Source organism: Amycolatopsis sp. CA-230715 (genome assembly GCF_018736145.1).
Lineage (GTDB): Bacteria > Actinomycetota > Actinomycetes > Mycobacteriales > Pseudonocardiaceae > Amycolatopsis.
In genome coordinates this window covers 4,856,600-4,870,500 of record NZ_CP059997.1, presented here as the reverse complement: position 1 = coordinate 4,870,500, position 13,901 = coordinate 4,856,600, and the positions used below count along the sequence as shown (strand labels likewise).

At 70.2% G+C, this 13,901-nt stretch carries 15 protein-coding genes; 8 read left to right on the top strand and 7 right to left on the bottom strand.

Annotated features, from left to right (window positions below):
* Nucleotides 1-94: 94 nt before the first annotated feature.
* Nucleotides 95-832, top strand: coding sequence for a polyprenol monophosphomannose synthase (locus HUW46_RS23420; protein WP_215549313.1), 738 nt, complete (start codon nt 95-97; stop codon nt 830-832).
* Between the two features lie 15 nt (nt 833-847).
* On the opposite strand, the gene HUW46_RS23415 is transcribed toward HUW46_RS23420, so the two are convergent.
* Complete coding sequence (locus HUW46_RS23415; protein ID WP_215549312.1) at nt 848-1,396, bottom strand: dihydrofolate reductase family protein; 549 nt, start codon at nt 1,394-1,396, stop codon at nt 848-850.
* Between the two features lie 145 nt (nt 1,397-1,541).
* On the opposite strand from HUW46_RS23415, the gene HUW46_RS23410 reads away from it, so the two are divergent.
* The 3 genes from HUW46_RS23410 to HUW46_RS23400 all read left to right on the top strand — a co-directional run bounded on the left by HUW46_RS23410 (nt 1,542) and on the right by HUW46_RS23400 (nt 4,370).
* Entirely contained in the window at nt 1,542-2,234 is a 693-nt protein-coding gene (locus HUW46_RS23410) for a TetR/AcrR family transcriptional regulator (protein WP_215549311.1), read from the top strand.
* Between the two features lie 44 nt (nt 2,235-2,278).
* Nucleotides 2,279-3,232: a hypothetical protein gene (locus HUW46_RS23405; protein WP_215549310.1), complete on the top strand. Its 954-nt coding sequence runs from the start codon at nt 2,279-2,281 to the stop codon at nt 3,230-3,232.
* A gap of 199 nt (nt 3,233-3,431) precedes the next feature.
* A complete protein-coding gene (locus HUW46_RS23400) occupies nt 3,432-4,370 on the top strand; it encodes an esterase/lipase family protein (RefSeq protein ID WP_215549309.1) in 939 nt (312 codons plus the stop codon).
* Between the two features lie 104 nt (nt 4,371-4,474).
* Here HUW46_RS23400 and HUW46_RS23395 read toward each other — a convergent pair whose 3' ends face one another.
* Entirely contained in the window at nt 4,475-4,870 is a 396-nt protein-coding gene (locus tag HUW46_RS23395; RefSeq protein WP_215549308.1) for an SgcJ/EcaC family oxidoreductase, read from the bottom strand.
* A gap of 66 nt (nt 4,871-4,936) precedes the next feature.
* Here HUW46_RS23395 and HUW46_RS23390 point away from each other — a divergent pair, with 66 nt between their 5' ends.
* Nucleotides 4,937-5,551 carry a TetR/AcrR family transcriptional regulator gene (locus tag HUW46_RS23390; protein ID WP_215549307.1) on the top strand — a complete coding sequence of 205 codons (615 nt, stop codon included), beginning with the start codon at nt 4,937-4,939 and terminating at the stop codon, nt 5,549-5,551.
* Here HUW46_RS23390 and HUW46_RS23385 read toward each other — a convergent pair.
* The gene (locus HUW46_RS23385; protein WP_215549306.1) at nt 5,532-7,064 is read right to left on the bottom strand and encodes a trypsin-like serine protease; all 1,533 of its coding nucleotides are present in this window, start codon (nt 7,062-7,064) and stop codon (nt 5,532-5,534) included. The genes HUW46_RS23390 and HUW46_RS23385 overlap by 20 nt on opposite strands.
* 74 nt (nt 7,065-7,138) lie before the next feature.
* Here HUW46_RS23385 and uppS point away from each other — a divergent pair, with 74 nt between their 5' ends.
* On the top strand, nt 7,139-7,915 hold the full coding sequence (uppS, locus tag HUW46_RS23380) for a polyprenyl diphosphate synthase (protein WP_215549305.1): 777 nt from the start codon (nt 7,139-7,141) through the stop codon (nt 7,913-7,915).
* Here uppS and HUW46_RS23375 read toward each other — a convergent pair.
* The 4 genes from HUW46_RS23375 to HUW46_RS23360 are packed head-to-tail and all read right to left on the bottom strand — an operon-like array spanning nt 7,873 to nt 11,289.
* Entirely contained in the window at nt 7,873-8,538 is a 666-nt protein-coding gene (locus tag HUW46_RS23375) for a response regulator (protein WP_215549304.1), read from the bottom strand. The genes uppS and HUW46_RS23375 overlap by 43 nt on opposite strands.
* Nucleotides 8,535-9,656, bottom strand: coding sequence for a sensor histidine kinase (locus HUW46_RS23370; protein ID WP_215549303.1), 1,122 nt, complete (start codon nt 9,654-9,656; stop codon nt 8,535-8,537). The genes HUW46_RS23375 and HUW46_RS23370 overlap by 4 nt, the downstream gene beginning before the upstream one ends.
* Complete coding sequence (locus HUW46_RS23365; protein ID WP_215549302.1) at nt 9,656-10,399, bottom strand: hypothetical protein; 744 nt, start codon at nt 10,397-10,399, stop codon at nt 9,656-9,658. Before HUW46_RS23365 ends, HUW46_RS23370 begins: the two co-directional genes overlap by 1 nt.
* A complete protein-coding gene (locus HUW46_RS23360; RefSeq protein WP_215549301.1) occupies nt 10,396-11,289 on the bottom strand; it encodes an ATP-binding cassette domain-containing protein in 894 nt (297 codons plus the stop codon). Before HUW46_RS23360 ends, HUW46_RS23365 begins: the two co-directional genes overlap by 4 nt.
* Nucleotides 11,290-11,418: 129 nt before the next feature.
* Here HUW46_RS23360 and HUW46_RS23355 point away from each other — a divergent pair, with 129 nt between their 5' ends.
* Both HUW46_RS23355 and HUW46_RS23350 read left to right on the top strand, forming a co-directional pair.
* The gene (locus HUW46_RS23355; RefSeq protein WP_215549300.1) at nt 11,419-13,083 is read left to right on the top strand and encodes an FAD-binding dehydrogenase; all 1,665 of its coding nucleotides are present in this window, start codon (nt 11,419-11,421) and stop codon (nt 13,081-13,083) included.
* Nucleotides 13,080-13,898, top strand: a complete 819-nt coding sequence (locus tag HUW46_RS23350) for an alpha/beta fold hydrolase (RefSeq protein WP_254126485.1) — start codon at nt 13,080-13,082, stop codon at nt 13,896-13,898. The genes HUW46_RS23355 and HUW46_RS23350 overlap by 4 nt, the downstream gene beginning before the upstream one ends.
* Nucleotides 13,899-13,901: the final 3 nt, after the last annotated feature.

Sequence of the window (13,901 nt, the reverse complement as noted above, 5' to 3'; positions counted from 1 at the left end):
GCGGCCTCGCGAGCACGCCGTATGCCGTAGGTGCCGACGTCGTCCGATACCCTTCGTATCCAAACCAGCCGAGCCCCGACCGAGGAGTGCGAACATGGGGGAAGGTGACCCACAGGTCACGGTCGTGGTGCCGACCTACAACGAGCGGGAGAACCTCCCCAAGCTCGTCGGCATGGTGACCGGGCTGGCGGTGCCGAACCTGCGCGTGCTGGTCGTCGACGACAACTCCCCCGACGGCACCGGCGAGGTCGCGGACGAGCTGGCCGCGAAGTCACCGGGCACCGTCGGCGTGCTGCACCGCACGGAGAAGAACGGGCTCGGCCGCGCCTACGTCGCTGGCATCACGCGCGCACTCGACGAAGGCGCCGACATCGTGCTCCAGATGGACGCCGATCTCTCGCACCCGGCCGAGGTGATCCCGACCATGCTGGAGATCCTCGCCACCACGGACGCCGCGGTGGTGCTGGGCTCGCGGTACGTGCCTGGCGGTTCCGCGGCGGGCGAATGGGCGTGGCACCGCAAGGCGCTTTCCGCGTGGGCGAACTTCTACGTCAACGCGATCCTGCGCCTGCGGCTCAAGGACGCGACGGCGGGTTTCAAGGCCTGGCACGCGTCCGCGCTGCGGAAGATCGACCTGCCGACCATCCGCAGCAACGGCTACGCGTTCCAGGTCGAGATGAACTACCGCACGGTGCGGGCGGGCATGCGGATCGCGGAGACCCCGATCCGGTTCGAAGAACGCGCCGATGGCGACTCGAAGATGAGCCTCGGCGTGCAGATCGAATCCGCGCTCATGCCGTGGAAGCTGTTGCTGGGCAACCGGAAGCGCTGACCGGGGCGCGCCCGCTCATCGGTTCGGCGTGTAGTTCAGCTCCAGCACGCCGTTGTCGAAGGTCTTGGACCCGGACAGCTTCAACGCGAACTGCGTGCCGTCGTCGCCGAACAGCCGCGTGCCCGCGCCCACCACCACCGGGTAGAGCAGCAGGTGCAGGTGGTCGAGCAGGCCGTGCGCGAGCAGGTACCGCACGACGCTCGGGCTGCCGCTGGTCATGATGTCGCCGCCGTCGCCCGCCTTCAGCTCGCGCACGGCGTCGGAGAGCTCTCCTTCGAGCAGCACCGAGTTCTCCCATTCCACAGTGGACAGTGTGGTGGAAGCGACGTACTTGCGGGTGGAGTTCATGAACGGCGCGCCTTCGTCGTCTTCGACCGTCCGTTGTGGCCAGTGGGCCGCGAAGCCCTCGTAAGTCGCTCTGCCGAGCAGCATCGCGTCGGCATCGCCCATCACCGCGCCGATGGACGCGCCGATCTCGTCGGTGAAGTAGTCGAGCGACCACTTGTCGGGCGATTCCACTACCCCGTCGAGGCTGATGAACAGGCTGCTCACGATCTTGCGCATGCCGAATCTCCTCAGTACCGGCAAATTCCCACAGACACCGAAGTATCCGGTGGATACGAAGTGTCCGGCGGACACAAGGTGTACGTTAGACACATCAGCGGCCCGCTGACAAGCACCTGATTTCACGACCAGCCCGGAGGACCGCATGGCCGACACCGACCTGCTGTGGAACCAGCGGGCGGACCCGCCGAAACCGGCGAGGCTCGCGCTCACCGTGGACCGGATCGCCGAGGCCGCTTTGGCGCTGGCGGACGCCGAGGGCATCGAGTCGGTTTCGATGCAGCAGGCCGCCGCCCGCCTCGACGTGACGAAGATGGCGCTCTACCGGCACGTGGCGAACAAGGCCCAGTTGCTCGGGGTGATGACCGAGCTGGCGATCGGCCCCGCGCCCGATCTCGCCGGGGTCCGCGGCGGCTGGCGCGGCCGGCTGGTCGAATGGTGCCGCCTGATGCGCGAAACCTGGCAACGCCACCCGTGGCTGCCGACGGCCACCGTCGGCGACCGGCCGACGGGGCCGCGCGAAGTCGCGTGGACCGAGTCGGCGGTGGCCGCGCTCGAAGGCACCGGGCTCACCGGCGGCGAACGGATGGACGCCGTGTTCCTGCTCAGCGGCCACCTGCGGAACACCCATTCGCAGGCGTCCGGCGGCACCCAGCCGTGGCTCGCCGACCGGTCGCTGCGCCCGCTCGTCGCCGGCCACCCGGAACTGTTCCCCGCGCTGGTGAAGGCGGCGTCCGAAGTGGACCCCGGCGTGGACGGTGACGAGTTCGACCACGGCTGGCAGTTCGGGCTCGACCGGATCCTCGACGGCCTCGCCGCCGTCATCAAGAAGCGCTGAGCGTTCGGGACCGGTCCCCGCGAAGCCCCCTACCGTCGGAGCACATGAGCCGACGCGCTGTAGTCACCACCTGTTTCGCACTGGCGTTCGCCACGACCGTCCCGGCGACCGCGAGCGCCGCCGACCAGCTCCACCGCCTGAGCCTGAGCCCCGGCGTGAACCTGCCGTACTACGCGACCCATCCGCTGACCGGCTCGCCCGATCCGACCGGCGCGGTGATCGTCATCCACGGCACCGGCCGCAACGCCAAGGGCTATTTCGACCGCATGTCGGAAGCGGCCCGCGAATACGGTTCGAAGGCCGAGGTCGTCGCGCCGTGGTTCCAGACCGAGGAGGAGAACCCCGAAAAGGGCGACGCCTACTGGACGAACGGCGGCAGCGGTTCCTGGAAGGACGGCGGCGGCGCGGAAAGCCCGGAGGGGCTCAGCTCGTTCGAAGCCGTCGACCACGTCGTGCGGGTACTCGCGGACAAGGCGAAGTTCCCGAACCTGAAGCGGATCACGATCGCGGGGCACTCCGCGGGAGGCCAGTTCACCCAGCGCTACGCGGCGGGCGGTAAGGCTCCCGCCGAGGTCAACGGCGTCGAAATCACCTACGTCGCGGCGAACCCGTCGTCCTATTTGTACTTCGACGAGAAACGGCCCGCCGCGCACGATTCGTGCCCCGGTTTCAACCGGTACAAGTACGGACTCGAAAACCGCAACGCCTACATGAGCGCGTTGAACGACGACCGGCTGCGCGCCCAGTACACCGCGCGAAAGGTCACCTACCTGCTCGGTGAGGACGATGTGCACCAGGATCACGGAATCGACGACAGCTGCGAAGCCAAAGCGCAGGGAGAAAACCGCTTCGAACGCGGAAAAGCGTATTCCACCACCATCCACCACGATTTCCCGTCGGCCCCGCACGAACTGAGCACGGTACCCGGGGTCGGGCACGACTCGGACGCGATGTTCAACTCCGCCAACGGAAAGGCCGCGGTCTTCCGGGGCTGGTGACCCCGGTGCCCAGCCCGCACTCCGAGGGGGCGTGCGGGCCGGGACGGACCTGGTGACCGGTCACAACCAGGACGGCGTTTTGTTGGGAAATTTTCCGAGGACCGTGCTGAGCTGTGCGGGCATCATGGAGCCACGCCGAGCTACTGATCAGTAGCTCCGTGTGGCCCTTCCGCACGACGACGAAGTCCGAGGAGATCCCATGCCCCGTATCACCAGGCGGATCCGCGCCGCCGTCACCGCGCTCGGCCTGTCGGCGGCGCTGGTCGCCGCGGGGACCGCCTCCGCACAGGCGGCCGAACTGCCCGAAGGCGGCTTGCTGGAGGCGGGCGCCGCCTACCTCGCCTCGCCAGGCGCGGTACCCGGTGCGAACGACTGGAAGTGCAAGCCGAGCGCGGAGCACCCCAATCCGGTGGTACTGCTGCCCGGCACGTTCTTCAACATCGGCTCCAATTTCGTGAAGCTGTCGCCGCGCCTGAAGAACAACGGGTACTGCGTATTCGGGCTCAACTACGGGCAGACGATCGTCTCCCTCGGCCGCGTCGGCGGATTGGCCCCGGTCAAGTCCTCCGCCAAGCAGCTCGACGCGTTCGTGGACAAGGTCCGCGCCGCCACCGGCGCGGAAAAGGTCGACGTGATCGGGCATTCGCAGGGCGGCGCGGTGCCGATTTCGTGGCTCAAGCAGGGCGGCGGCGCGGCCAAGGTGGCGCACTACGTCGGCTGGGCGCCGAGTTCGCACGGCACCGATCTCAACGGAATCGTCACCTTCGCGGAAAAGCTGAAGCTGATGGGATTCGCCATCGGGCTCAGCAACGTCCTGCAGTTCCCCGGCGTCCTCGACCAGGCGAACACGAGCGATTTCATCAAGGACCTCTGGGCCGACGGGAAAACAGTGCCGACCGGACCGGACTACACCGTCATCGCCACGAAGTCCGACCGCGTGGTCACGCCGTACACCACGCAGGCGCTCGACGGGGAGAACACGCACAACATCGTGCTGCAGGACAAGTGCGCGGGCGACGGCGCCGGGCACGCGGGACTCGCCTTCGACGACCCGACCATGCAGCTCACCCTGAACGCGCTCGCCGACGGCCCGGCAGACTTCCAGCCGAAGTGCACCGGCTTCGGCCCGATCTTCTGACCGCGCATTCCGGCGGCCCCTTCGCGGTGCCCCGAAGGTGGCCTTCGGGGCGCTAGATGCCCCGAAAGCCACTTTCGGGGCATGAGGGAAGCGAAGAGGGACCTTCAGGCCGGGTACGGCGCGCCTTCGGCGAGGAACTGGTCGAAGCCGCGCAGTTCCGTGTTGTGGAACATCCTGATCTTCCCGTCCTCGACGAGCATCGTCTGGGCCGCCCGCGATTCCCCCGCCCTCGGGCCTTCCGGCACGCGCAGCACCGTCGTCGTGTGCACCAGTACGGCGGACCCGTACGGGCTGATCTTCCGCACGCCGACCTCGAGCGTGCTGCCGCGGTAGATGCCGCCGAAGATGGTGCCGTGCTCCGCCGCGATCCGCGCCCTGCCCTCCTGCAGGCGCCCGAGCACGTCGACGAAATCGGCGTCCTCGGTGAAACACGCCGCCCACGCGTCGCCGTCTCCCGCGTTCCAGGCCCGCGCCAGGTCCGCGCACACCTGCTCGATCATCGGCACCTCCTGCTAGATTGGACCTACGATCCACTAGTTAGAACGTTGTTCTAAATCGGAGTGTACATGCCTGCTGACCTGCCCGGTATCGTCCGGTTGCGCGACCGCCGGGAAGTACTGGTGCTGCGCACGATCCTGGTCGCCGCGCGACGGCTGTTCGCCGAGCGCGGATACGCCGGCACGCCGATCCGCCTGATCGCGAAGGAGGCCGGCGTCGTCCCGCAGACGATCTACGCCCACTTCGGCTCCAAGGCGGGCGTGCTCGGCGGGCTGGTCGACCTCCTCGACGACGAAGCGGGTATCCCCGACCTGTTCGCCGAAGCCGACGGCGTCACCGATCCGGAAGCACTGCTCGGCCTGCTGGCACGGGTCAGCCGCCAGGTGCGCGAGCGGTGCGGCGACATCGTCGCGATCCTGCGCTCCGGCGCCGCGGTCGACCCGGACATCGCGGCCAGCCAGGCCGAGGGGATGCGGCGCAACCGGCTCGGCGTCGAAACGGTGATCGACCGCATCCGCGCCGCGGGGGCCGATGTCGAAGACCGCGCCGCCGACATCGCGGTGGCGTTGATGAGCGGTGAGGTGCACGAGAACCTGGTCACCGACGCCGGGTGGTCCCACGACGACTACGAGGACTGGCTCAAGCGCACGCTCACCGCGTCGATCATCCGCGGGCGCCGGTGAGGGCGCAGCCGGGGCGGGAAAGGTCCACTTCGGACCCTTCGGCGAGGCAGGGCGCGATCCGGTACACCTGCTGGCCGTAGCCACGATCCCGCACGGAGGTCACGGTCCCGTCCCGCGCCACCTCGCACGGATTGTCCACAGTGCACTGTCCACCGTCGACGTTGTGCGTGTTGTGGATCCCCGCGACCGTGACACCGTCGGCGGCCAGCAGCGCCGAACCGGAGGTACCCGGCCACGGTTTGCAGCCCGCGCTGGTGGCGTAGCGGATCGAATCGTCCTGCTGGTAGCCGCCTTCCCGCAGGTGCGGGACGACGGCCTCGGCACGGCAGTTCATGCGCTCGCTGGTGTAGGCCATGGTCAGCGGATCGCCCGCGCGCACGGGGTTCGAGCCGAGCTGGAACACCTTCGCGCCCTCGGCCGCCAGCTGTCCGTAGGTCTTGTCCAGCCGGTAGAGCGCGATGTCGGTGCCGGTCATCGTCGCGTACGCCAACCGGTTCGCGCGGGCGGTGGCCTGCGGGTAGCCCTGCCGGTCGGCGATCGGCGCCAGGCGGTCGGCAGGCCGGTCCACCAGCGCGGCACCGGGCGCGGGCCGCTCGCCCAGCACGCAGTGGCCGTTGGTCAGCAGCAACGCCGGATCGTCCGGTTTCGCGGCCGGGCCGCGGACCACCGAGCCCACGCAGCCGTACAGCTCCACCGCTCCTTCCACATTCGGGATCTCGTCATCCGGCGGCACGACCTTCCCGCTGATGACGTCGTTGATCCACGCCGCATGCTTGGTGACATCGGTGTAGAGGGTCGGCGCGTGGACGCCGTCGGGACCGCTGACCACCCCGGCCAGCGCCCACCCGTCGCCGTCACGAACCAGCGCGGGTCCTCCGGAGTCCATATTGGACGCGGCGACGCTGCCGTCGCGACGTCCTACGCACAGTTCGCCTGGCGAAGCGTTCTTGCACGTCGAGGCGGGCTGAACGACGGTGTCCGCCTCCCGCAGCCGCGTGGGGTAGCACGCGGGGTTTTTGCTGTCGTCGCAGGTCATTCCCCAGCCCATGATGCGGACGGGCGAGTTGTCCGGCGGCGTCGCGGCCGCGATCCGCACGGGTTCGGCGCGAACCGGGGTCTTCAGGTGCAGCAGCGCGACATCCTTGCCCCAGAAGCCGCCTTCGTCGCCGCTGGTCGCCAGCCGGTAGTAGTGGTCGACCTCGGCGACCTCGCCGCCGGAGGTGGTGTCCAGCGACCCGACCCTGACCTTCCAGCCGCGCGGGACACCCGTCCTCGCGCCGGTCGGGTTCTTGCCCGCGCAGTGGCTGGCCGTCAGAACCCATTGTGGGGCAAGGACTTCCACCCCGCAGCCGTGCCCGTCGGCGCGCGGTGGCGCGGGGAAGCCCGGTTGGAACGAGCCCATGAACGAGTAGGCCTCGGTCGATTCGGTCCCGCCGACGATGGCCTGCGCCGGCACGGCGCCGACCAAGGTCAGCGCGGTCACGGCGCCGAGTAGCAGAAAACGACTTCGCATGCGCCCCACCCTGCTCGGCCGATGTCCGCACGAGTCGATCATCGTGTGACAGTTCGGTGACTAACATCGGGTTCATGGGCTGGCGCGAACTGGTGGAGGAACCGTACCGGCGGCGACTGCGCGCGCGGGTGGCGAAGGGACCGCTGCCGCGGCACGTGGCGATGATCATGGACGGCAACCGGCGCTGGGCGAGGGAAGCGGGGCTCGCGGACGTCAGCGAGGGCCACCGGCGCGGGTTCGGGCATGTCACGGAGGTGCTTTCCTGGTGCGCGGGGACCGGGATCGAGCACGTGACGCTGTTCTGGGTTTCCGCGGACAACCTGGCCAAACGGGATCCCGAAGAGGCGGCGCGCCTGATGCGGGTGATCGAGGAGGTGACGCCCGCGCTCGCCGCCGGACGGGACTGGCGCATCGACCTCGCGGGCCGGGTCGACCTGATGCCCGCCCCCACGGCCGAGGTGCTGAAAGCGGCGCGCGAGGACACCGCGGACGCCGGTCCGCGCCGGTTGACGCTCGCCGTCGGCTACGACGGGCGCGAGGACATCACCGACGCCGTGCGCGCCCTGCTGGACGACGAGATCGGCACCGGGCGCTCTCTGCGGGACATCGCCGAGGACCTGACACCGGACCGGATCTCCGCGTACCTCTCCACGCACGAGGTCGGGGACCCGGACCTGGTGATCCGGACCAGCGGCGAGCAGCGGCTGTCGGGTTTCCTGCTGTGGCAGTCGGCGCGGGCGGAACTGCGGTTCATCGACGTCAAGTGGCCGTCGTTCCGCGAGATCGACCTGCTGCGCGCCCTGCGCACCTACGCGTCGGCCGTCCCCGGTGTCACCACGCCGTTCTCGTAGGCGAACACGATGACCTGCGCGCGGTCGCGCAGCCCCAGTTTGGCCAGTACGCGACCGACGTGCACCTTGATCGTGGTCTCCGAAACGAAGAGCCGGTCCGCGATCTCCTTGTTGGACCGGCCACCCGCGACCTCCACCACGACTTCGCGCTCGCGGGCGGTCAGCTCGCCGAACCGGCCGTCGGCGGGCGGTCTCGGAACCTGGCGCGTGAAGGTTTCGATGAGCCGTTTGGTCACGCTCGGTGCCACCACGGCGTTCCCGGCCGCGACCGCGCGGATGCCCGCGATCAGGTCCGCCGGTTCCGCGTCCTTGAGGAGGAAGCCCGAAGCACCCGCGCGCAGGGCGGCGAACACGTACTCGTCGAGATCGAAGGTCGTCAGCACCAGCACGCGCGACGGCGACCCGGATGCGACGATCCGCCGGGTGGCCTCGATCCCGTCGAGCACCGGCATCCGCACGTCCATGAGCACGACGTCGGGCGCCAGCTCCCGCACCAAGGCCGCCGCTTCGTCCCCGTCGCCCGCTTCGCCCACCACTTCGAGATCCGGTTGCGCGTCGAGCACCGCGCGGAACCCGAGGCGGAGCCACGGCTGGTCGTCCGCGAGCAGCACCGCGACGGTCACCCGGTCTCACCGTCCACATCGGACTCCGCTGGAATGAAGGCGCGCACGCGCCAGCCACTGCCGAAGGCACCGGCTTCGACCTGGCCACCGTACGCCTTCACGCGCTCGGTGATCCCGATCAGCCCGTGCCCACCCGGTTCCGGCGACGCGTTTCCGGTGCCGTCGTCGGTGATCTCGACCTCGGCGCCTTCCGGGGAGTAGCGCAGCCGTACCCGCGCCGACGCGAGCGGGCCCGCGTGCTTCATGGTGTTCGTCAACGCCTCCTGCACGATCCGGTGCACGGCGAGCCCGACGCCCGGCCCCCACGGACCGGCCGCCCCCGCACGGCTCACCACCACCCGCAGCCCCGCGGCGCGCACGCGCGCGACCAGGTCGTCGATATCGTCCACACCCGGTTCCGGCGCGCGGTCGCCCTCTCGCAGCAAGGTCACCAGCCGCCGCATTTCGGCCAGCGCCCGCCGCCCGGTCGTCGCCGTTTTCGCCATCAGGTCGGCGGCGCGTCCGGGGTCGATTCCCGCTGTGCAGGACGCGCCGTCGGCGAGCGCGACCATCACGGCGAGGTTGTGCGCGACGATGTCGTGCACCTCCCTCGCGATCCGCGCCCGCTCTTCGGCTACGGCGGCCTGCGCATCGCGCGCCTGGCTCGCCGCGCGCTCGGCGGCGAACGCTCGTCGCCAGCGCAGCGCGATCCCGAGCAGCACGGTGACCGCGAGCACCGAGACGACACCGATCATGCCCGGCCATCCCGGCCGCGTACCCAGCGCCGCCGTGGCCACCACGAGCACCACCGCGCCGACGACCGGCCACACCCAATGCCATTCGCTGTGCCGCGCCACCGCGAAAAGGGCGAAAAGCGGGGAAAAGACGAGGAAAACCCCGGTGACGCCGAGGGCCGCGCAAACGCCCACCAGCGCGAGGACGCACCAGAACACCGCTGTCGGCGCCCTGCTCCGCCACAGCAGCGGGAGGTGCACGGCCACGAACAGCAGCCAGCCCGCGCCGGTGACGCCGGTACCGGGTGCGAGGACGCCGGGCGCGTCCTGGCCGGCCACGGTCACCGGAATCGCCAGCGCGGCGGCCAAAACGGCGACCAGGACATCCGGCACGCGCGGCGGCATCAGAACGCGTCCCTCCGCCGCAGCGCCACCGCACCGCCGCCGAGCGCCAGCGCGACCCAGGCGAGCACCACGAGCGCGCCGATGCCCGGCGCGATCGGGACGTCGGCCCCGAACAGCGCCCGCAGCGCGGTCGTCGGCAGGCAGGTCAGCACGGCGTCCCGCAGCGAATCGGGCAGTGCGCCGAGCAGGAGCTGCGGAAGCAGCACGAGCGCGGCGACGTAGGTGACGATCGCGGTCGCGGTGTCGCGCACCACGGTGCCGATGCCGAGCCCGAGCAGCCCGGCCGCGACCGTGCCGCCCGCGGCGCCGAGGATCGCCATGAGTACCCGTGGCTCGCCGAACGGGATCGGATCGGCGGAAAATGCCTGGTACGCAAGGAACGCGCCCGCGTGGGTGACGATGGCGACCGGCGTCGTCACGGCGACGAGCACCAGCGCTTTGGCCCACAGCACCGGAAGCCGTTTCGGCACGGCGACCAAAGTGGACCGCAGCAGACCGGAACCGTGCTCACCGGTGAGCATCAGCGCCCCGAATACACCGACCAGGAGCACGAACGGCAGGAACCCGCCGCCGATGGCCTGGCTCAGCACCACCGGGCGCGCGCGGTCGTGCCAGCCGATGACCCCGGCGAGCCCGATCAGTGTCACCGGTGCCATGACGAGCGCGATCCGGTTCGCCAGCAGGGAAACCAGTTTGGTCCATTCCGAACGGACGACGCCACCGAAGGTCAGTTCCCCTGTCATCGCCGTCCTCCGTGGAACTCCAGCGCATCGCGCGTCAACGCCAGATAGGCATCCTCCAATGTGGACTTCCACGGGGTCAGCTCGTGGATCGGCAGTGCGCCAGCCGCCGCGCTGACCGCCGCCGCGTCCATCCCGCTGACCAGCAGTGCCCCCGGTTCCTCGCTCGTCACCTCGGCGCCGTGCGCCACCAGCGCGTCGCGCAGCTCACGCGCCCTGGTCGACCTGACCAGCACCCGGCCGGTCCCGACCAGCTCGTCGATCGGGACGTCAGCGAGCAGCCTGCCCTTGCCGACGATAACGACGTGCCGCGCGGTCAGCGCCATCTCGCTCATCAGATGGCTGGACACCAGCACACTGCGCCCCTCCGCGGCAAGCTCCGCGAGCAGTGTGCGCAGCCACCGCACGCCATCGGGGTCGAGCCCGTTCGTCGGCTCGTCCAGGAGCAGAGCGCCCGGGTCGCCGAGCATCGCCGCCGCGATCCCGAGGCGCTGGCGCATGCCGAGCGAGAAGCCGCCCGTCCTGCGCCCCGCCACCGAATCCAGTCCGGCCATCCCGAGCACTTCGTCCACTCTGGACGGTGCGAAGCCGTGGGTGCGGGCCAGCGCGAGCAGGTGGTCGCGCGCGGTGCGGCCGGGCTGCGACGGCGTCGACTCCAGCAGCGCGCCGACGCGGCGCAGCGGATCCGGCAGCTCGGCGTACTCGCGGCCGTCGATCGTCGCCGTGCCGGAGGTCGGCCGCACCAGGCCGACGAACATCCGCATCGTGGTCGATTTGCCCGCCCCGTTCGGCCCGAGGAAGCCCGTCACCCGGCCGGGGCGCACCGTGAACGTGAGGTCGTCGACCGCGAGCTCGCGGCCGTACCGCTTGGTCAGCGCCGTGGTTTCCATCACCGGACCGAGCCTAGAAACCGGGCATACCGGCGACAACAGCCTCGGGGACAACATCGGGCTGGCCCCGCTACGCCTCAGGTCGTATGGTCAACAGATAGGAATTCCTATCGGATTGAGGTGGAGTGCGCCATGGCCGACGAACCGGACGTGATCGTGGTCGGCGCCGGGCTCGCCGGGCTCGTCGCGACACACGAGCTGGTCAAGGCGGGCCGGAAGGTCCTGATCGTCGAGCAGGAGAACCGCGCCAACCTCGGCGGGCAGGCGTTCTGGTCGCTCGGCGGGCTGCTGTTCGTCGACAGCCCCGAACAGCGCCGCCTCGGCATCAAGGACTCCTACGAGCTGGCGCTGCACGACTGGTTCTCCTCGGCCGGGTTCGACCGCGACGACGAGGACCACTGGGCGCGCAAATGGGCGGAGGCCTACGTGCGGTTCGCCGCCGGGGAGAAGCGCCGTTACCTGCACGACCTCGGCCTGCGGGTGACGCCGATGGTCGGGTGGGCCGAGCGCGGCGGCGGGGCCGCGGACGGGCACGGCAACTCGGTGCCGCGCTTCCACCTCACCTGGGGCACCGGGCCCGAGGTGGTCCGCGTGTTCGCCGAGCCGGTGCTCGACGGCGAGCGGCGCGGGCTGGTTTCGTTCGCGTTCCGGCACCGGGTCGACGAACTCCTCGTCGAAGACGGCGCCGCGGTCGGCGTGCGCGGGACCGTGCTGGAGCCGAGCGATGCCGATCGCGGGAAGGCGTCTTCGCGTACCGCGGTCGGCGAGTTCGAGCTGCGCGCGAAGGCCGTGGTCGTCACGTCCGGCGGGATCGGCCACAACCACGACCTGGTCCGCCGGAACTGGCCCGCCGAGCGGCTCGGCCCCTGCCCGGAAACCATGATCCCCGGTGTTCCGGCCTATGTGGACGGACGGATGATCGGGATCACCGAGGACGCGGGCGGGCGCATCGTGAACCGCGACCGCATGTGGCACTACACCGAGGGGCTGCACAACTGGGACCCGATCTGGCCGGACCACGCGATCCGGATCATCCCCGGCCCGTCGTCGATGTGGTTCGACGCCACCGGGAAACGCCTCGCCCCGCCGAACTTCCCCGGTTTCGACACCAACGCGTCGCTCAAGGCGATCCTGTCCACCGGGTACGACTACTCGTGGTTCGTGCTGGACCAGACCATCATCGAGAAGGAGTTCATGCTCTCGGGATCCGAGCAGAACCCCGATCTCACCGGGAAGGACCTGCGGCGCGTGCTCCGCGAGCGCGGCGGCAAGGGCGCGATTCCCCCGGTCGAGGCGTTCAAACGGCACGGCGTGGACTTCGTCGTCGCGGACACGCTCGGCGAACTCGTCGACGGGATGAACAAGCTGTCCCGCGGCCCCCAGCTCGATCTCGCCACGATCGAGGAGCAGATCGTCGCGCGCGATCTGCAGGTGGAAAACCGGTACGCCAAGGACTTCCAGGTGATGGCGGTGGCGAACGCGCGGCGCTACCTCGGCGACAAGGTGTCCAGGGTCGCGAAACCGCACCGGATCCTCGATCCCGCGCACGGCCCGCTGATCGCGGTGCGGCTCAACATCCTCACCCGCAAGACGCTCGGCGGCGTGCAGACCACATTGGACTCCCAAGTCGTGCGCGCCGACGGAACCCCGTTCCCAGGGCTGTACGCGGCGGGCGAGGTCGCGGGCTTCGGCGGTGGCGGCGTCCACGGCTACAACGCGCTGGAAGGGACCTTCCTCGGCGGCTGCATCTTCTCCGGCCGCGCCGCCGGACGCGCGCTCGCACGGAACCTGCCGTGATCGGCGAGCTGATCACGGCAGGCGGCGAATCCGTCCACATCAGACAAGACGGGGTGCGCGGGAACCCGGTCATCCTGCTGCTGCACGGTTTCAGCGGGTCGGTGCACTGGTTCGACCGACTGACGCCCTTACTAGCGGAGCGGTTCCACGTCGTCCGCCTCGACCTGCGCGGTCACGGCCACACCGGCGGGCACACCGGGCTCGACGCGCGCTCCCAGGCCCGCACGGTCGCCGCCGCGCTCGACGCGATCGACGTCACCGAGGTGGTCGCGGCCGGGCATTCCTTCGGCGCGGACGTCGCCATCGCACTTGCCGAAGAATCGCGGCACGTCAGGAAGATCGTGGTGATCGGGCAGGCACCGGACTACTCGTTCGCCACCTTCCCGCCTGGCAACGGCCTGCTCGCGCTTCCCGTGCTCGGCGCGCTGGCGCACCGGTTGGCGACCCCGTCCGCGGTGCGGCTCGGGGTGCGTTTCGGCTTCGCGCGGGGATTCGCCTTCAACCGCGCCTTCGACCGTCCCGACCAGGCGGTGCTCGACCACGCGGCGATGTCACCCGCGATGGCGCGCACCGTCATCGTGGAACGGCGGCGGCTGCTCGCGGCGCGCCCGCTCGACGAGCAGGTCCGTGCCATCGGGCTGCCCACGGCGGCGATACTCGGGCGCCGGGACCGGTTCTACGACTGCGAAAAGACCGCCGCGCGCTGGGCCGCCGTCGGCGCGAAGGTCGACGTGATCGAGGATTCCGGGCATTCGCCGATCCTGGAGCGGCCCGCGCGTGTCGCGGAACTGCTCCAGGACTTCGTGGCAGGCTGAGCC

Coding starts and splice junctions, on each gene's coding strand:
- HUW46_RS23420 (WP_215549313.1), top strand. CDS start 95: ATGGGGGAAGGTGACCCACAGGTCACGGTCGTGGTGCCGACCTACAAC.
- HUW46_RS23415 (WP_215549312.1), bottom strand. CDS start 1,396: ATGCGCAAGATCGTGAGCAGCCTGTTCATCAGCCTCGACGGGGTAGTG.
- HUW46_RS23410 (WP_215549311.1), top strand. CDS start 1,542: ATGGCCGACACCGACCTGCTGTGGAACCAGCGGGCGGACCCGCCGAAA.
- HUW46_RS23405 (WP_215549310.1), top strand. CDS start 2,279: ATGAGCCGACGCGCTGTAGTCACCACCTGTTTCGCACTGGCGTTCGCC.
- HUW46_RS23400 (WP_215549309.1), top strand. CDS start 3,432: ATGCCCCGTATCACCAGGCGGATCCGCGCCGCCGTCACCGCGCTCGGC.
- HUW46_RS23395 (WP_215549308.1), bottom strand. CDS start 4,870: ATGATCGAGCAGGTGTGCGCGGACCTGGCGCGGGCCTGGAACGCGGGA.
- HUW46_RS23390 (WP_215549307.1), top strand. CDS start 4,937: ATGCCTGCTGACCTGCCCGGTATCGTCCGGTTGCGCGACCGCCGGGAA.
- HUW46_RS23385 (WP_215549306.1), bottom strand. CDS start 7,064: ATGCGAAGTCGTTTTCTGCTACTCGGCGCCGTGACCGCGCTGACCTTG.
- uppS (WP_215549305.1), top strand. CDS start 7,139: ATGGGCTGGCGCGAACTGGTGGAGGAACCGTACCGGCGGCGACTGCGC.
- HUW46_RS23370 (WP_215549303.1), bottom strand. CDS start 9,656: ATGCCGCCGCGCGTGCCGGATGTCCTGGTCGCCGTTTTGGCCGCCGCG.
- HUW46_RS23365 (WP_215549302.1), bottom strand. CDS start 10,399: ATGACAGGGGAACTGACCTTCGGTGGCGTCGTCCGTTCGGAATGGACC.
- HUW46_RS23355 (WP_215549300.1), top strand. CDS start 11,419: ATGGCCGACGAACCGGACGTGATCGTGGTCGGCGCCGGGCTCGCCGGG.